Origin of the sequence: Streptomyces sp. NPDC058001, assembly GCF_042886315.1 — a bacterium.
Classification (GTDB): Bacteria; Actinomycetota; Actinomycetes; order Streptomycetales; family Streptomycetaceae; genus Streptomyces.
Window position 1 is genome coordinate 488,854 of sequence record NZ_JBHVQT010000006.1, and the last position, 17,219, is coordinate 506,072.

A 17,219-nucleotide genomic window follows, 5' to 3' on the forward strand; every position below is an offset into this window, starting at 1 on the left:
TTTCAGTGAGACACGGGGGACATTCCTTGAACACAAAACCGTTAAAAAAGGGGACAGAAGCAGCCTTTACCCATCAGTCACACATCGTTCGTGATCACGCAACACCGCTCCGTAACAGTGTCCCCATGAAACCGGAGATGTCTGATGTGACCCGTACGAGGCACGGACGCCCCGTACACCACTGGCGGCGCGATGTCGTGGAGCTGGCCGCCCTGTTCACGGCGGTCGCGGTCGCCGACGCGGTGGCCAATCTGATCGGGCACGGCCCCGACGGCCCCGCCCTGCTGGTGATCTCGGCGGTGATCCTGCTGGCCACCGCGACCTTCCATGTCTGGTGGTCACGGCGCCATGGTCATGCGCCGCCGACACTCGATACCGGCGCCCGGCCGCTCGCCACCGTCGAGCAGGCCGGGCGGTCCGAGGAGACCGGGCAGGCCGGGCGGTCCGGACGGGCAGAGGGCGACGGGCGGTCCCGTAAGGGCGAGGCGTCGTCGGCCGCGTCGGACCCGGACACCGATCGGTCGACCGGCGATGTCGAGGACACGTCGGCCCAGGACAGGTCCGACGAGCACGCGGCCGGCACCGCTCTGTGGCGGATGCGCACGACCGTGCGGGACGCGCCGGGCTCGCTCGCCGCACTGTGCGCGGCGATGGCGGGCCGGGGCGTGGACATCCTCAGCCTCCAGACGCATCCGCTGGCCGAGGGCACGGTCGACGAGTTCCTGCTGCGCGCGCCGGCGGCGCTGTCGGCCGCCGAGATCACCCGGTCGACCGCGCAGGCTGGCGGCAGCGGCACCTGGATCGAGCGTGCCGACGCCCATGACCTGGTGGACGCCCCGACCCGCGTGCTCGGACTCGCGACCCGTACGGCCCTGGACGCTGCGGAACTGCCGCTCGCGCTGCGGCAGCTCCTCGGCCGGTGCACGATCCGCTCACTGCCCGCAGCCGCACCGACCGGCGACCGTCCGGAGCCCGAAAGTGCCCCGGTCGAGGGCGCGTTGGAGGACACCGTGCTGCGGCTGCGGGCACCGGAGGGCGGGGTCATCACGGTGGAGCGGCCCTATCTGCCGTTCACCCCGACCGAGTTCGCGCGGGCCCGCGCCCTGGTCGAGCTGGACGCGCGGCTCGGTCCCCGGATGCCGCGCGGCCGGCAGGTCCTCACCCTGCACGAGGGCAGTGCGGTCACCGTGCGCCGGGCCGACATCGCCGATCTCGACGCGGCGAAGGCGATGCACGACCGCTGCTCGGCGAAAACTCTGCGGCTGCGTTACCACGGTCCGGTCGGCGACGCGGACCGGTATCTGAACCATCTGCTCAGCCCCCGTTTCGGCCGCACGCTCGTCGCGCAGACCGCGTCCGGTCGCGTCGTCGCCCTCGGGCATCTGCTCTGGGACGGCGACGAGACCGAGACAGCGCTACTCGTCGAGGACGAATGGCAGCGCCGGGGCATAGGCGGTGAACTCCTCGGCCGACTGGTGGCGATGGCCGTCGAGGCGGGTTGCGAGAGCGTGTACGCGGTCACCCAGGCGGCGAACACCGGGATGGTCGCCGCGATGCGCGGGCTCGGGCTCCCCCTGGACTACCAGATCGAGGAGGGCACCCTCGTCATCACCGCCCGCCTGGACGCGACGCCGGTGCGCTCCCGGCTGCCGTACGACCAACTCCCGCACGTCGCGGCACCGCACATGGCATCGCGCGCGATGCCCTCTCGCACCGGACCCACCGGGCCGTCGGACACCGGACCGGCCGAGCACGCCGACCACCGCGACGAGACACCCTAGGGGCGGACCCCTTGGCCGCCGCCGAGCGCCCCGTCCAGGTCGTGCCACAGGTCGTCCACGTCCTCCAGGCCGACCGACAGCCGCAGCAGCCGGTCCGAAACGCCGGACGCGTGCCGGTCGGCCGGGTCGACGATGCGGTGGCTGATGGACGCGGGGTGCTGGATGAGGGAGTCGACGCTGCCGAGGCTGACCGCCGGGGTGATCAGCCGTACCCCGGCGATCACCTCGTGCGGGTCTCCGGTCACCTCGAAGGCGACCATGGCGCCGCCGAGGCGCGGGTAGCGCACACGGGAGACGCGGGAGTCGGCGTCCAGCCGCCGGGCCAGTTCCGCCGCGGTCGCGGACGCCGCACGCACTCGTACCGGAAGGGTCGCCAGGCCGCGGAGCAGCAGATAGCCGGCGAGAGGATGCAGCACCCCGCCCGTCGCGAAACGGACCTTGCGCAGCGCGCGGGCGAAGTCCTCGTCACAGGCGACGACCCCGCCGAGTACGTCACCGTGTCCGCCGAGGTACTTGGTCGCGCTGTGCAGGACGATCCGCGCACCGCTCTCGGCGGGCCGCTGGAGGACCGGCGTGGCGAAGGTGTTGTCGGCGAGCAGTGGCACCGCGCCGCAACTGTGCGCGATGGCGCGCAGATCGAGTTCCGCGAGGGTCGGATTGGCGGGCGACTCGACCACGACCAGGCCGGTGTCGGGCCGGACGGCGTCCGCGATACCGGCGGGGTCGACCCAGGTCACCTCGGTGCCGAGGAGCCCGGCGGTGAGGAGGTGGTCGCTGCACCCGTACAGCGGTCGGACGGCCACGACATGGCGCAGCCCCGCGGAGTTCCGTACCAGGAGAACAGCCGTGAGGGCGGCCATGCCACTGGCGAAGGCGACGGCGCTCTCGGTGCCTTCGAGCCGGGCGAGCGCCGTTTCGAAGCGGGCGACCGTGGGGTTGCCGAGCCGGGCGTAGACCGGCGGACCGTCCGGCTCCGCGCCGTCCGTGGCGAAGGCGTCGATGCGGGCGGCTTCGCCCCGGCTGTCGTAGGAGGGGTAGGTGGTGGACAGGTCGAGGGGCGGGGCGTGCAGACCGAGTCCCGGCAGGTCCTCGCGCCCGGCGTGCACCGCCTCGGTGGCCAGCGCCCTGGGCCGGCCCGCCGGAAGACCGCCGCCCGTACGGACGCCGATGCCGGAGGCGTTGACGGTGGCGGTGGCGGTGGCGGTGACATTGACGTCGTGGTCGTGGTCGATGTCCATGCCACGAGCCTGAACACCGGCCGGGCGGACAGCGCCGGACCCCGTGCTACGTTCGCCCGATGCCCGAATCCGTCGTACTCGATCCGGTGGATCTGCACATATTGCGTGTTCTCCAGAACGACGCCCGGACCACCTACCGCGATCTCGCGGCCCAGGTCGGTGCCGCGCCGTCGACCTGCCTCGACCGGGTCACGCGACTGCGGCGCACCGGGGTGATTCTCGGCCATCGGCTCCAGGTCGATCCGGCGAAGCTCGGGCGGGGGCTCCAGGCGCTGCTCACGGTCCAGGTACGACCGCACCGGCGGGAGTTGGTGGGGCCGTTCGTCGAACGGATCAAGGCCCTGCCCGAAGCGCGCACCGTCTTCCATCTCACCGGCCCCGACGACTACCTCGTACATGTCGCGGTGTCCGACGCGGCCGATCTCCAGCGGCTCGTCCTGGACGAGTTCACGGCACGGCGCGAGGTGGCCAGGGTCGAGACGCGGCTCATCTTCCAGCAGTGGGAGTGCGGCCCCTTGCTGCCGCCCGGCCAGAGCGGCCAGATCGGCCAGATCGGCCAGATCGGCCAGAGCGACTGAAGTGCCCGGACCGGCCAGGCCACCCACGCAGGCACGGCCCCCGTCAACACCCCGGACCGGACGCGACGCCCAGAGCTGAATCCTCGTGACGCGGGCCCGTCCGCCGTATGAGGATGTCCGCATGTCAGTCACGAATCCCCCACTGCCCCGCGCGGTCGCCGACGCGTATGTCGACGACCTCATCGCCCTCGACCCGATCACCGGTACGTACCTCGGTGTGAAGGACAGTTCCAGCAAACTGCCCGACTGCTCCCCGGCAGGTCAGGAGGCGCTTGCCGAGCTGGCGCGGCGCACGCTCGCCCGGTTGGACGAGGCGGAGCGGCAGCCGGGTGCGGACCAGGACATCGAGCGCCGTTGCGGTCGGCTGCTGCGTGAGCGGCTCACGGCGGAACTGGCCGTGCACGAGGCGGACGAGTCGCTGCGCGCCGTCGGCAACATGCACTCGCCGGCACACGCCGTACGTGAGGTGTTCACCGTGACCCCGGCCGACACCCAGGAGGACTGGGCGGCGATCGCCGAGCGGATGCGTGCCGTTCCGGCAGCCCTTGACGGGTACCGCGAGTCGCTGGGTCTCGGCCTGGAGCGCAAGCTGTACGCGGGCCCGCGGCCGACGGCCACCTTCGTCGAGCAGTTGACCGAGTGGACGGAGCCGGACGACGAGGGCCGCGCCTGGTTCGAGCAGTTCGCGGCGGCCGGCCCCGACGCGCTGCGGGCCGAACTGGACACGGCGGCGCACGCGGCGACCCGGGCGTTCGCCGCGCTGCGCGACTGGATGCGGGACGTGTACGCGCCCACGATCGAGGGTGCGCCCAACACCGTGGGCCGCGAGCGCTACGCGCGTTGGTCCCGCTACTTCAACGGCACGGACCTCGACCTGGACGAGGCGTACGCGTACGGCTGGGCCGAGTACCACCGGCTGCTCGCCGAGATGAAGACCGAGGCGGAGAAGATCCTTCCGGGTGCCGCGACCCCCTGGGTGGCGCTCGCGCACCTGGACGAGCACGGGCGGCACATCGAGGGCGTCGACGAGGTACGCGTCTGGCTGCAGGGCCTGATGGACGAGGCCATCGAGGCACTGGACGGCACCCACTTCGAACTCGCCGAGCGGGTCCGGCAGGTCGAGTCCCGTATCGCGCCTCCCGGCGGCGCCGCGGCCCCGTACTACACGCCTCCGTCGGAAGACTTCTCGCGGCCCGGCCGGACCTGGCTGCCGACCATGGGCCAGACCTGTTTCCCGGTGTACGACCTCGTGTCGACCTGGTACCACGAGGGCGTCCCGGGCCATCACCTCCAGCTCGCCCAGTGGGCGCACGTCGCGGACGACCTGTCGCGCTACCAGGCGAGTGTCGGCGGGGTGAGCGCCAACTGTGAGGGATGGGCGCTGTACGCCGAGCGGCTCATGGACGAACTCGGCTTCCTCACCGACGCGGAGCAGCGGCTCGGCTATCTGGACGCGCAGATGATGCGGGCCGCCCGCGTCATCGTGGACATCGGCATGCATCTGGAGCTGGAGATTCCGGCGGATTCGCCGTTCCACCCCGGTGAGCGCTGGACGCCGGAGCTGGCGCAGGAGTTCTTCGGCGCGCACAGCAGCCGCCCCGCGGACTTCGTGGAGAGCGAGCTGACCCGCTATCTCTCCATCCCCGGGCAGGCCATCGGCTACAAGCTCGGCGAGCGCGCGTGGCTGCTGGGCCGCGAGAAGGCGCGGCAGCGGCACGGGGACGCGTTCGACGCCAAGGCGTGGCACATGGCGGCGCTGTCGCAGGGGTCGCTGGGTCTGGACGACCTGGTGGACGAGTTGTCGAAGCTGTAGTTCCGCAGTGCGGTTCGGCACTGTGGTTCCGCCGATGGAGGCGGGGTCGGCCGCGCGGCCGACCCCGCTGTCCGAGTGCCCGAGGGTTCGGATACCCGAGTGTTCTGAGTTCCGAGTGTCGAGGAAGGTGCTTCGCGTGCCCCCCGGATTCCTGTTCTGCGCGGATCCGTTGCGCGGCTCCCGCCCGGACGCGCACTTCGCGGACGAGGTGGCGGCGGTCCGCGCGGCGGACGCGCCGCGCGCGCTGATCGACCACGACGCGCTGCTCGCGGGCGCCGCCCGGGAGGCGGTGGCGCGCGTGCCACGGGGCTCGGGCGCGTACTGGTACCGGGGCTGGATGATGCCGGTGGGACGCTACGAGGAGTTGGAACGGGCCCTGCGCGACCGCGACTGCACCTTGCTCACCCCGGCCGAGCAGTACGGGCGCGCACATGAACTACCGGGCTGGTACGAGGTGTTCGAGGCGCTGACCCCACGCAGCGTGTGGCGCGCGGCCGAGCCGGGCGCGGCGCCCTCGCCCGCCGAACTGGCGGCGCTGGTCGCGCCCCTCGGCCCCGGCGCCGCGATCGTCAAGGACTACGTCAAGTCCCGCAAACACGAGTGGGACGAGGCGTGTTATGTCCCGGACCGGGCGGACACGGCACGGCTCGCCTCGGTGGTGGACCGGTTCTTCGCGTTGCAGGAGGACACCCTGGCCGGGGGCCTGGTCGTACGGGACTTCGAACCCTTCGTCGGGCGCGGCGAGGTGCGGGTGTGGTGGGTGGACGGTGAGGCGGCGCTCGTGACGCCGCATCCGGACGCACCGCGACCCGGGACCGACCAAGACCCCATGAACGGGCTGCCGACCCCGGACCTGTCTCCGATACGGGCGGCCGTACGCGCCCTGGGCTGCCGCTTCGTGACGACGGACCTCGCACTCCGCGACGACGGACCCGGCGGTGACGACAGCGGTGCCAGTGGTGGCAGTGGTGCCGACAGCGGTGCCGGCGATCACGGCACGTGGCGGGTGGTCGAGGTCGGCGACGGGCAGGTCAGCGGACTGCCGAGGCAGGGCACCGCGCTTCCGACGGACGAGTTGATCGCCGCACTCGCCTCGGCGCAGGTCAGCGTCGGAACCCGCCCTCCGAGTCGATGACCTGCCCCGTGACCCACTCGGCCTCGTCCGTGGCGAGCCACACGATCAGCCGGGCCGGGTCGTCGGGCATGCCCCAGCGGCCCGCCGGGAAACGGGCGGCGATGGTGTCGTAGTCCTCGCCCGTCATGTAATCGGTGTCCACCGGACCGGGGTTGACGGTGTTCACGGTCACGGCCCGTTCGGCGAGGGTCGTCGCCAGCGAACGGGTGATCGAGGCGAGCGCGCCCTTCTGGAGCCCGTACGCGATCTCTCCGGGCATGCCGCCCGCGATGTCCTGCCCGGAGGTCATCATCACCACACGCCCACCCTGCGTAGGCGCCGGAAGACCGGCCCGCTGCCTCGCGTACGCCTGTACGAGCAGGATCACCGACCGCGTGTCGACGGCCCAGTGGGCGTCGAGCATGGCCGCGTCGATCGAGTCGAGGGTGCCGTCGTGGCCGCTCAGGGCGTGATTGGCGACGAGGATGTCGACGGGCCGCCCGAACGCGGAGACGGCGGCCTCGACCAGCCGGGCCGGTGCGGCGGGGTCCGACAGATCACCGGGCCCGTCGAAGACCGGCGCGTCCGGGTCGGCGCGCGCCTCGCGGACGCCCGCGACGACCTCTTCGGTAGGGTCGGCGCCCCAGGGCATCTCGGCGTCGTGGGGCACGTGGTGGTGTACGTACACACCGGCGCCGTACGCGGCGAGGCGGCGGGCCACCGCGTAGCCGATTCCGCCCCGTCGACTGGCGCCGGTGACGAGCGCGGTACGGCCACGCAGGGGCATGGGGTCGCGGCGGAGTTCCGCGGGGGTGGGTGAGGTGAGTCGCGGCATGACAGCTCATCATCGGCGGTACGGGGGCCGGGCGCACGTGAATTGCGGGCGGCCGGAGTGTCCGTGCGGAAGGTCCGGCCGGAAGGTCAAGGCTGAGGGCGATCAGCAGCCGCAGTCCGCCGCGCCGACCGGCGCCGTCAGCGGATCGGCGGCCCGTTCCCGGCGCCCCTCCCAGGTCTCATGGGCGAAGCCCTCCCGCACCCAGTACTCGAACCCGCCGAGCATCTCCTTGACCTGGAAGCCGAGTTGGGCGAGGGCGAACGCCGCGCGCGTCGCGCCGTTGCAGCCGGGGCCCCAGCAGTACGTGACCACGGGCACGGACGGGTCGAGCAGCCGCTCGGCCTGCTCCGGGATGAGCGCGGTCGGCAAATGGATCGCGCCGGGCACATGGCCCTGGTCCCAGGACTCGGTGGAGCGGCTGTCGAGCACGACGAAGCCCGGGTCACCGCCGTCCGCGAGCGCCGCGGCGACGTCGGACACATCGGCGTGGAAGGCGAGGCTCGCGCCGAAGTACGCGACGGCCTGCGCCGGAGGGGCCGGCGGGACCCGGAGGACGGGGTTGGTGGCGGTCGCACCAACAGGGTCTGCGGCGGTCGCACTGACTCGGTCGACTCGGTCGGCACCGGTCGCGCTGCTGGTCGAGGGCATGGTCGTAGCTCCCTGGTCTCGTCGGTGAGCAGAAATCTACGGACCTCGATCGCTCCCCTGAAGGGGTGCTCCACGGCCTCCTTGGTGATCGGCCGACGATTTCCCTGGTATCTGTGGGGCATGACCGGTTATTCCCCGGACGCCACGGACTGGCGCATCCTTGAGGTCCTGCAACACGAGGGCAGGGCCAGCTACGCGGACCTGGCGCGGGCCGTCTCCATGTCGCCGAGCGCCGTCACCGAGCGGGTGCGGCGACTGGAGGAGGCGGGCGTCATCCAGGGGTACGCGGCGATGGTCGACCCGGAACGTCTCGGTCTGCCGATCCTGGCGTTCGTCCGTCTCCGCTATCCGACCGGCAACTACAAGCCCTTCCACGATCTGGTCGACGCGACACCGGAGATCCTGGAGGCGCACCATGTCACCGGCGACGACTGCTTCGTGATCAAGGTCGCGGCGCGTTCGATGCGCCATCTGGAGGAGGTGTCGGGCCGGATCGGCACCTTGGGCTCGGTGACAACGAACGTCGTGTACTCGTCTCCGCTGCCGCGCCGCCCGGTCGGACGCTGACCCCACCGGGCGCCACCGGCTCGCCGGACGGGACTGGCCACCCGGCGCCACCGTCCCGTGACGGCCGGCTCAGCCACCCACACCACGCTGCCGGACCGCCGACCCGTCCCGCCCCTTCACCACTTCCAACTGGGCGTGGATACGGCGCCGCAGATCCGGCACGTGGCTGACGATGCCGACGCTCCGGTCCCGTTCGCGCAGCGAGTCCAATACGTCCAGGACCTCGTCCAGCGTCTGGTCGTCAAGGCTGCCGAATCCCTCGTCGATGAAGAGGGTGTCGAGGCGGACTCCCCCGGCCTCGTCGGTCACCACGTCGGCGAGGCCCAGGGCGAGGGCGAGTGACGCGAAGAAGGTCTCACCGCCGGACAGCGTCGCCGTGTCGCGCTCGCGTCCCGTCCAGGCGTCCACGACATGCAGCCCCAGGCCCGAACGCCCGCGCCCCGCACGGTCGTCGGAGTGCACCAGCGTGTAGCGGCCCTGCGACATCCGGGACAGCCGTGCCGTGGCGGCTGCGGCGACCTGCTCCAGACGGGCCGCGAGGACGTACGACTCCAGGCGCATCTTGCGCTCGTTGTGCGCGGAGGTGCCCGCCGCCAGCGCGGCGAGCCCGGCGACACGGTCGTGTGCCGTGCGCAGTGGTGCCAGGCGGCGGGCTCCGGTGGCGGCGCGGCCGGAGAGGCGGTCGAGTTCCGTGCAGCGGCGGGCGGCGGCATCGCGCGCGGACGCGGCGGCGCGCAGGTGCCGGTCGGCCGCGTCGGCGGCGTACTCGGCGGCCCGCACATCGGCGGGCGGGCGCGCGGCGGCGTCGGCCGTTTCGCTCTCGGCGAGTGCGGCACGGACGGTGGATTCCTCGTGCTGCCAGGCGTCGATGCGGTGCTGGAGCGCGCGGTGCCCGGCATCGTCGAGCAGTGCCGCGGCGGCTGCCTCCGGGGTGTCGAAACGGGCGCGGAACGCGGCGTCGGCGAGGCGCGCGTCGGCGTCTTTGAGGAGTTGTGCGGTGTCCTCGGCGGCGCGCGCGGCGTCGGCCGCCGCGGTGAGGAGTTCGGTGCGGCGCTCCAACTCCCGCGCGCGGGCGGCGACGCTGGTCGCGGAGCCACGCGCGTGGGTGAGTTCCGCTTCGAGGGCGGTCTGTTCGCGCTGGAGTGCTTCCCGCAGCGAGGCGCGGGCCGTCGCGCGGTGCGCGGCCTCCTGCTGGGCGCCGACCCGGCGGTCGTGTTCCCGCTCGGCCTGGTCGAGGGCTTCACGGGCCGCGTGGAGGCCGGACGCGTGGGTGCGCGCCTCGGCGTGTTCGCGTCGCAACTCCTGGACGGCGTCGGCGAGTCGGGCCGTGGGTTCGTCGGTGGCCGCGGCGGTGGCGGCGGCCAGTGCTTCGCGTACGACGCCGAGCCGCTGTTCCGCTTCGGTGCGCTGTTCGTCGGCGCGGCGGTGTGCGGCGAGTGCGGCCTCCTCGGCCGTCCGGTCCACGTGTCCGGGGGTCTTGCGGGCGGGCCGGGGGTGTTCGGTGGAGCCGCAGACGGCGCAGGGGGCGCCGTCGGTGAGGGCGGCGGCGAGTTCGGCGGCGATGCCTTGGAGGCGCTGTTCCTTGAGGGCGAGCCAGTGTTCGTGGGCCTTCGCGGCACGCTCACGGGCGCTTTGGCGGTCCTCCTGCGCGCGGGCGACATCCTGGGTGAGCCGGTCGCGCCGCAGCGCCGCGTCGAGCCGGGCCTGCGCCGGGTCGAGTTGGCCGGCGAGGTGTTCGGCGCGGGTCGCGGCCTCCTGTGCGGACTCGACGGTCTGCCGCAGGGCGGCCCGGGTGGATTCCCAGGTGTCCAGCCAGGTGGTGGTGTCCTGGGTCAGGTCGTCGTCGGCGCGCTCCTCGCGCTCGGAGGCCGCGCGCTCGCTGGTGAGTTCGGCGATGCGGTGTTCGGCGCGGCGGGCCGAGGCGAGGCCGCCCAGTTCCTCGGCGACCTTGCGGGCGGCGGCGGCGAGTCCGGTGGCGCCCGCGTCCGCGAAGCGGTCGGGCAGGGCGGCACGCGTGCGTGCCTCGTCGGCGGCGGCGCGGCGGTGCTGTACTTCGGCGCTGTCGCGCAGGGCGAGCGCCGGTGCAACGGTCTCCGCCTTGCGGGCCCGCTCCATGCGCCGCTCGTCGGCCCGGTGGTCGTCGGCGCGTTCGTGGAGTCGGGCGGCGCGCTCGCGTGCCTGCGCGAACCGGCTTTGCAGCCGGTGCAGTTCGCGTACGTCGGCCAGTTCGGTGTGGGCCGCCGCCTGGGCGGATTCGGCGGTGCGCAGGGCGCTGTGGGCGATGGTGAGCCGTTCGCGTGCGCCCGCGCGGGCGACGGCGGCCCAGGCCAGTACGGCGTCGGCGAGGCCGGGGTCGCCGGGTGCCGCGTCGGGCAGGGGGATCTCGACCGCGTCCCCGGCGGCCTGTTGCATGCGGTGGGCGTCGGCGAGGAGGTCGCCGTCGCCCTCGCGGACGGTTGCCTCGCCGCGGCGGCGCTGGTCGGCGAGGTGCTGTTCGACGGCGGCGAAGCGCCGGGTGTCGAAGAGGCGGCCGAGGAGTTTGCCGCGGGCTTCGGCGTCGGCGCGCAGGAAGCGCGCGAAGTCGCCCTGGGGCAGCAGGACGACCTGGCAGAACTGGTCCTTGCTCATGCCGAGGAGTTGGGTGATCTCCTCGCCGATCTCCTGGTGCGACCGGCTGAGGTCCTTCCAGGCGCCGGGCACCGTGGCGTACTCGCGCAGATGGCTCTGTGCCTTGTCGGTGGTGGTGCCGGTGCCGCGTTTCTTCGGGCGGTCCCACGGGGGCTGCCGGGTCAGTTCGAGCCGGCGTCCCGCGACCGTGAAGTCGAGGGTGACCTCGGTGCGGGTGCCCGGGTCCGCGTGGTCGCTGCGGAGGTTGGCGCCCTGGCCGCTCTGGCGGGCGCCGGGCACCGATCCGTACAGCGCGTAGCACACGGCGTCCAGGATGGAGGTCTTGCCCGCGCCCGTGGGTCCGTGGAGCAGGAACAGCCCCGCGGCTGACAGCGCGTCGAAGTCGACCTCCTGACGGCCGCCGAACGGTCCGAACGCGCGCAGCCGCAGCCGGTGCAGCCTCATCGGGCCACCTCGCGGACGGTGTCGTCGGTCCGTACGGCGTCGAAGGCGCTGCGCAGCACGGTGCGCTCGTCGTCGTCGGGGCCGGCGCCGCGCACATGGGCCACGAAGTCCTCCGCGATCTGCTGGTCACCGCGCCCCGCGAGCCGGCGCGCATAGCTGAGGTCCGGATCCTCGGGGGGCCGTTCCGGTGCGAAGACGAGGGAGAGGGTGTGCGGGAACCGCTCGGTGAGGCGGGCCATCGGGTCGGCCGGGCGGACGGGGTCGGTGAGGGTCGCCTCGACCCACGCGTCCTCGTACCGGGTCAGACGCGGGTCGGCGATCAGGTCGGCGAGCCGGCCCCGTACGCGCGCGAGGGCGCGGGGCACGGGAGTGTCGACGCGCTCGGCGTCGACCTCACCGTCAGGACCGAGGTCGACGAGCCACATGCTCTTGCGGTGGTCGGCCTCCGAGAAGGAGTACGCGAGGGGCGAGCCCGAGTAGCGCACGCGCGGGGTGAGGGTCTGGCTGCCGTGCAGGTGTCCCAGGGCCACATAGTCCACGCCGTCGAAGACACCCGCGGGGACGGCCGCGACACCGCCCACAGTGATGTCGCGCTCGCTGTCGCTGGTCTCTCCACCGGTCACGAACGCGTGCGCGAGGACGACGGAGCGGGTGGCGTCGGGGCGGGCGGCGAGATCGGCGCGCACCCGGTCCATGGCGGCGCCGACGACGGCCTCATGGCTCGCTCGGGGGACCCGGAACTCGTCCTTGACCAGGGCGGGTTCGAGATACGGCAGGCCGTAGAACGCGACGTCGCCATGGGTGTCGGACAGGACGACCGGGGTGGCGCACGCGGACGGTTCGGTCCGCAGATGGATACCGGCGCGGCCGATGAGTCCGGCACCGACGCCGAGCCGGCGCGCGGAGTCGTGGTTCCCGGAGATCATCACCGTGGGCACACCCAGGTCGGCGAGGCGGTGCAGCGCGCCGTCGAACAGCTCGACGGCGGACAGCGACGGGACCGCCCGGTCGTACACGTCTCCCGACACCACCACGGCGTCCACCTCGCGCTCGCGGACGGTCGCGACGAGGTGGCCGATGAACTCGGACTGGGCACCGAGCAGGTCAACCCGGTGGAACGCCCGGCCGAGATGCCAGTCGGAAGTGTGCAGGAGCCTCATGATCCCCGAGACTAACGGGCGGGTCTGACATCACGGGCGGTCCCGGGCCCCAGGCGCCAAACCCCGGCGCCTGGTGGGGGATCGCCGTGCGTCAGCGACCTCATCCCGTCCCGTACGCCTCCCCGCCCAACTCGAACTCGGCCGTGCCCGCGGTGACATCGGCGAGCCAGGCGCGGAAGGACTCGACGTCGGCGTCCGGCAGACCGATCTCCAGCGTGACCGCCTCGCCGTAGCGCACGTCGCGGATCTGGCGTCCGGTGGCGCGCAGGTCGTTCTGGACCTTGCCCGCGCGCTGGTGGTCGACGGTCACGGTGGCGAGACGGAATCGTTTACGTGTGATGGTGCCGACGGCGTCCAATGCCTCGCCGACCGCTCCCCCGTAGGCGCGGATGAGTCCGCCCGCGCCGAGTTTGACGCCGCCGTAGTAGCGCGTGACGACGGCGACCACGTAGCGCATGTCGCGGCGCATGAGCATCTGGAGCATCGGTACGCCGGCGGTGCCGCCCGGTTCGCCGTCGTCGCTCGCCTTCTGCACGGAGGCGTCGGCGCCGATGACATAGGCGAAGCAGTTGTGCGTCGCGTCCGCGTGCTCCTTGCGGACGCGCGCGATGACGTCCTGGGCCTCCCGCTCGGTGGCGGCGGGCGCGAGTGCGCACAGGAACCGTGAGCGGTTGATCTCGGTCTCGTGCACGCCCTCGTGGGCCACCGTGCGGTACGCGTCCTGCATCAGGCCAGCGTAGGCGGTACGCGCGCGTGCCCCGCGCCGGGCCTCCGCAGGTCCTCGCGGGTCCTCGCCGGTCCTGCGTGGGGAGCGGGCGGACCGGGCGGACCGCGTCGGACGGTGTGGCGGGAATCTCCGGACGCGTCCGCTCGTTTCTCCCGACGAAGAAGGCAGCGAATCCAGGAGGCAGGCCATGCACGGCGACCGGGCGACCGTCCGCAAGATCCTCACCGAGACCGGTGACACCTGGGCCGTGGTCGGCCTGTCGAACAATGAGTCCCGCGCGGCCTACGGCGTGGCCGCCGTGCTCCAGCGCTTCGGAAAGCGCGTCGTACCGGTGCATCCGAAGGCGGAGACGGTGCACGGCGAGAAGGGGTACGCGTCGCTGGCGGACATCCCCTTCGACGTGGACGTGGTCGACGTGTTCGTGAACGCGGATCTGGCGGGCGGCGTGGCCGACGAGGCCGTGGACAAGGGCGCGAAGGCGGTGTGGTTCCAGCTGGGTGTGGTGGACGAGGACGCGTATGCGCGTACGCGCGATGCGGGCCTGGACATGGTCATGGACCGCTGCCCCGCGATCGAGATACCGCTGCTCGACTGACCGCCCCGGTGACCGTTCGGAGGGGACGGCGTACGGCCCCGCGTCAGGCCCCGGCCCAGCCCCGCTACGACCCCAGCCCCTCGACGACCACCGCGCCCGGCAGCTCCGCCAGCGCCTTGCCGGGCAGGATGAGCTTGCCCCGGCGCCTGCCGCTGCCGATGAGGACGTACGGGAGGTCGATGACCGCCGAGTCGACCAGGAGCGGCCAGTCGGCGGGCAGCCCGATCGGGGTGATCCCGCCGTACTCCATGCCGGTCGCGCCGGTGGCGGTGTCCATGGGGGCGAACGACGCCTTACGGGCGCCGAGTTGGCGCCGCACCGTCCCGTTGACGTCCACGCGCGTGGCCGACAGGACGACACAGGCGGCCAGCGTGGTCTCGCCGGCCCGCTTGCCCGCGACGACGACACAGTTCGCGGAGGTCGCCAGCAGATCGGGCCCGTAGTGCTCGACGAAGGTCGCGGTGTCGGCCCACTCCGGCTCGGTGTCGACGTGGATCAGCTGCTCGGCGGGCACACTGCCGTGCCACGCGCGCACCGCGTCGGCGACGGGGGCGACAAGGACGTCGAGGCAGTCGGGGGCGGGCCGGGCGGTGTCGAAGTTTCCGATGGGTGCGCGCATGACGGCACGCTAACAGCCGCCCCGCGCGCGGTGAGCCGGGTGTCTCACTCGACGGGCGGGATGGACACCGCCATGATCAGCTCCACGACCTCCGTGCCGTCGTTGCGGTAGGCGTGCGGCACATTCCCCTCGAAGACGCCCGATGTGCCGGCCGGTACGGGATGCGGCTCCCCGTCCACGACCAGCGTGAGCACACCCGCGGTGACGTGCAGCAACTCGACCGTGCCCGTGGGATGCGGATCCGACGCGCTGCCTTCGCCGGGCATCAGGCGCCAGCTCCACAGTTCGAGGGGGCCCCGCTTCTCGGTGCCGACGAGCAGCATGGTGTGGCTTCCCGCGTCGGTGGACCACATCCGTACGGCCTGCTCCTCGGGCACCAGACGGACCTGGGGGCCCTGCTCGTGGTCGAGGAGGGTGGCGATGGAGACGCCGAGCGCGTCGGCCAGCTTCACGGTCGTCCCGACACTCGGGTTCGTGCGGGCCTGCTCGATCTGGATGATCATGCCGCGGCTGACTCCCGAGCGGGCCGCGAGGGCGTCCAGGGTGAAGCCGCGTTCGCCGCGCCAGCGCTTCAGATTGCGCGCGAGGGACTGGGTGAGCTGGTCGAGGTCCGACACATTCCGTCCATTATTTTGGATGACAGAGTTCAATACACCGAACTACGGTGTGGTGCACCGAGGGTTCACCGCACTGTACTGCGAGGTCATCCGTGACAGCACTCTTCGCCCTGGCCACCAGCCTGTTGTTCGGTCTGGCCGACTTCGGCGGCGGGCTGCTGGCACGACGGATTCCGGCGCTCACGGTGGTCGTGGTCTCGCAGGCCGTCGCGGTCGTGGTGCTCGGCGTGATCGTGGCCGCGACGCGCGGCTGGAGCGAGGCGGACGCCCGGCTGTGGTTCGCGGTCGCCGCCGGTCTGGTCGGGCCGGTCGCCGTGCTCTCCTTCTACCAGGCTCTCGCCCTGGGCCCGATGGGCGTCGTGTCGCCGCTGGGTTCGATAGGGGTCGCCGTCCCGGTCGGCGTCGGCCTGATGCTCGGCGAGCGTCCGGGGCTGCTCCAGATCGCGGGCGTCCTGGTCGCCGTCACGGGCGTGGTGCTCGCGGCCGGGCCGCAGTGGCGCGGGGCGCCGGTGCAGCGTCGTGCCGTGCTGCTCACGCTGCTCGCGGCGTTCGGTTTCGGCGCGGTGATGGCACTGATCTCCGAGGCGTCGACCACGCTCACCGGGCTGTTCCTGGCCCTGTTCGTGCAGCGCGTGACCAATGTCGTCGCGGGCGGTACGGCGCTGTATCTGTCGGTACGGGGTGGCACGCCGGCCCTCCCCGAGGAGGACGGTATACGCGTGGTGGCGTCCGCACTGCCCGCGCTCGCCTTTGTCGGCCTGGCGGACGTCGCCGCCAACGGCACGTACTCCGTCGCCGCCCAGCAGGGCCCGGTCACCGTCGCGGCGGTCCTGGCCTCGCTGTATCCGGTCGTCACGGCGTTCGCCGCGCGCGGGGTGCTCGGCGAGCGACTGAGGGGCGTGCAGGCGGCCGGTGCGGGCCTCGCCCTGATCGGGACGGTGCTGCTCGCGTCGGGATAGGACCACGGGACTCCCGACAGGGCTACGGCACTCGCGGACCAGGCCCGCACACGGCCGCCGCACCCGCCCCTACGGCCTCCGCATCCGCTCCTGCGCCTCCGCACCCGTTCCTACGCCTCCGACGCGTCCGCCTCCAGATCGGCCAGCGCCAGCAACTGCTCCGGCGTGATCCCCTCCGGGATCGGCACCGGTGCGGGAGTCCGCAGCGGTGGCTGCCAGCCGGTCTCAGCGTCCCAGCGCCGCACCACGCGCGCGGGGGCACCAGCCACCACGGCGTGATCGGGTACGACACCCCGTACCACCGCGCCGGCCGCGACGACCACGTTCCGGCCGATACGCGCACCGGGCAGGATCACCGCTCCGGTGCCGATCCAGCAGCCGGGACCGATGACCACGGGCTCCATACGCGGCCACTGTTTGCCGATGGGTTGGTGCGGATCGTCGTACGAGTGGTTCGTCGACGTGACGTAGACGTACGGCCCGAAGTAGCAGTCGGCGCCGATCGTCACCGTCGTGTCGGCGATGACATGGCTGCCCCGGCCGAGCACCACACCGTCGCCGATGCGCAGGATCGGCTCGGGGCCGAGGTCGAGGTCGGGCATCAACCCGGCGGTGAGCGTGACCTGTTCGCCGACGATGCAGTGCGCGCCGAGATGGATCCAGGGCTCGCCGAAGACGGTGCCCTGCGGGAAGGCGAGGCGGGTGCCCGTACCGATCGCGCCGAATCTCAGTCGCCCGGGGTGGGCCGCCGTGACGGCGCCCGCCCGCTGTGCCCACGCCCAGCCCGTCCGGACGGCGTGCTGGACGAGACGGCGCGGCCAGCGGGTGGCGAATGAGAACGTGTTCCTGCTTGTGGGCACCCGCTCACGGTACTCAGGGGCACGTCGGGGCGGAGT

Annotated in this window: 16 protein-coding genes; 7 read left to right on the forward strand and 9 right to left on the reverse strand. The window is 72.6% G+C overall.

Annotated elements, in window-relative coordinates; translation table 11 throughout:
* Positions 1-137: 137 nt before the first annotated feature.
* On the forward strand, positions 138-1,781 hold the full coding sequence (locus tag ACFVT5_RS17785; RefSeq protein WP_389887906.1) for a GNAT family N-acetyltransferase: 1,644 nt from the start codon (positions 138-140) through the stop codon (positions 1,779-1,781).
* Here the strand turns inward: ACFVT5_RS17785 and ACFVT5_RS17790 are convergent.
* The gene (locus ACFVT5_RS17790) at positions 1,778-3,019 is read right to left on the reverse strand and encodes a trans-sulfuration enzyme family protein (protein WP_389887909.1); all 1,242 of its coding nucleotides are present in this window, start codon (positions 3,017-3,019) and stop codon (positions 1,778-1,780) included. The two genes, ACFVT5_RS17785 and ACFVT5_RS17790, sit on opposite strands and share 4 nt — an antisense overlap.
* Positions 3,020-3,078: 59 nt before the next feature.
* Between ACFVT5_RS17790 and ACFVT5_RS17795 the strand changes: the two genes are divergently transcribed.
* The 3 genes from ACFVT5_RS17795 (at position 3,079) to ACFVT5_RS17805 (ending at position 6,545) form a co-directional block, all read left to right on the forward strand.
* Positions 3,079-3,597, forward strand: coding sequence for an Lrp/AsnC family transcriptional regulator (locus ACFVT5_RS17795; RefSeq protein WP_389887912.1), 519 nt, complete (start codon positions 3,079-3,081; stop codon positions 3,595-3,597).
* A gap of 121 nt (positions 3,598-3,718) precedes the next feature.
* Positions 3,719-5,410 (forward strand): DUF885 domain-containing protein, encoded by a 1,692-nt coding sequence (locus ACFVT5_RS17800; RefSeq protein WP_389887915.1) that lies wholly within the window; start codon positions 3,719-3,721, stop codon positions 5,408-5,410.
* 136 nt (positions 5,411-5,546) lie between these two features.
* Positions 5,547-6,545: an ATP-grasp domain-containing protein gene (locus tag ACFVT5_RS17805; protein WP_389887918.1), complete on the forward strand. Its 999-nt coding sequence runs from the start codon at positions 5,547-5,549 to the stop codon at positions 6,543-6,545.
* Here ACFVT5_RS17805 and ACFVT5_RS17810 read toward each other — a convergent pair.
* Together ACFVT5_RS17810 and ACFVT5_RS17815 are read right to left on the reverse strand one after the other, a co-directional pair.
* The gene (locus ACFVT5_RS17810; RefSeq protein ID WP_389887921.1) at positions 6,514-7,359 is read right to left on the reverse strand and encodes an SDR family oxidoreductase; all 846 of its coding nucleotides are present in this window, start codon (positions 7,357-7,359) and stop codon (positions 6,514-6,516) included. The genes ACFVT5_RS17805 and ACFVT5_RS17810 overlap by 32 nt on opposite strands.
* Before the next feature lie 102 nt (positions 7,360-7,461).
* Positions 7,462-8,007 (reverse strand): rhodanese-like domain-containing protein, encoded by a 546-nt coding sequence (locus ACFVT5_RS17815; RefSeq protein ID WP_389887924.1) that lies wholly within the window; start codon positions 8,005-8,007, stop codon positions 7,462-7,464.
* 120 nt (positions 8,008-8,127) lie between these two features.
* On the opposite strand from ACFVT5_RS17815, the gene ACFVT5_RS17820 reads away from it, so the two are divergent.
* Positions 8,128-8,574, forward strand: coding sequence for an Lrp/AsnC family transcriptional regulator (locus ACFVT5_RS17820; protein ID WP_389887927.1), 447 nt, complete (start codon positions 8,128-8,130; stop codon positions 8,572-8,574).
* A gap of 69 nt (positions 8,575-8,643) precedes the next feature.
* On the opposite strand, the gene ACFVT5_RS17825 is transcribed toward ACFVT5_RS17820, so the two are convergent.
* From ACFVT5_RS17825 to ACFVT5_RS17835, 3 genes are all read right to left on the reverse strand, one after another.
* Positions 8,644-11,646, reverse strand: coding sequence for an AAA family ATPase (locus ACFVT5_RS17825; RefSeq protein WP_389887929.1), 3,003 nt, complete (start codon positions 11,644-11,646; stop codon positions 8,644-8,646).
* Complete coding sequence (locus ACFVT5_RS17830) at positions 11,643-12,806, reverse strand: exonuclease SbcCD subunit D (protein WP_389887931.1); 1,164 nt, start codon at positions 12,804-12,806, stop codon at positions 11,643-11,645. The genes ACFVT5_RS17825 and ACFVT5_RS17830 overlap by 4 nt, the downstream gene beginning before the upstream one ends.
* 100 nt (positions 12,807-12,906) lie before the next feature.
* Positions 12,907-13,533 carry a YigZ family protein gene (locus tag ACFVT5_RS17835; RefSeq protein ID WP_389887934.1) on the reverse strand — a complete coding sequence of 209 codons (627 nt, stop codon included), beginning with the start codon at positions 13,531-13,533 and terminating at the stop codon, positions 12,907-12,909.
* 187 nt (positions 13,534-13,720) lie between these two features.
* Here ACFVT5_RS17835 and ACFVT5_RS17840 point away from each other — a divergent pair, with 187 nt between their 5' ends.
* On the forward strand, positions 13,721-14,128 hold the full coding sequence (locus ACFVT5_RS17840) for a CoA-binding protein (protein WP_389887937.1): 408 nt from the start codon (positions 13,721-13,723) through the stop codon (positions 14,126-14,128).
* 64 nt (positions 14,129-14,192) lie between these two features.
* Here ACFVT5_RS17840 and ACFVT5_RS17845 read toward each other — a convergent pair whose 3' ends face one another.
* Positions 14,193-14,747 (reverse strand): YbaK/EbsC family protein, encoded by a 555-nt coding sequence (locus ACFVT5_RS17845; protein ID WP_389887940.1) that lies wholly within the window; start codon positions 14,745-14,747, stop codon positions 14,193-14,195.
* Between the two features lie 44 nt (positions 14,748-14,791).
* Positions 14,792-15,364, reverse strand: a complete 573-nt coding sequence (locus tag ACFVT5_RS17850) for a helix-turn-helix domain-containing protein (RefSeq protein ID WP_389887943.1) — start codon at positions 15,362-15,364, stop codon at positions 14,792-14,794.
* 92 nt (positions 15,365-15,456) lie between these two features.
* On the opposite strand from ACFVT5_RS17850, the gene ACFVT5_RS17855 reads away from it, so the two are divergent.
* Entirely contained in the window at positions 15,457-16,323 is an 867-nt protein-coding gene (locus tag ACFVT5_RS17855; RefSeq protein WP_389887945.1) for an EamA family transporter, read from the forward strand.
* Positions 16,324-16,433: 110 nt separating this feature from the next.
* Here ACFVT5_RS17855 and ACFVT5_RS17860 read toward each other — a convergent pair whose 3' ends face one another.
* Complete coding sequence (locus tag ACFVT5_RS17860; RefSeq protein ID WP_389887948.1) at positions 16,434-17,183, reverse strand: acyltransferase; 750 nt, start codon at positions 17,181-17,183, stop codon at positions 16,434-16,436.
* Between the last annotated feature and the right edge of the window lie 36 nt (positions 17,184-17,219).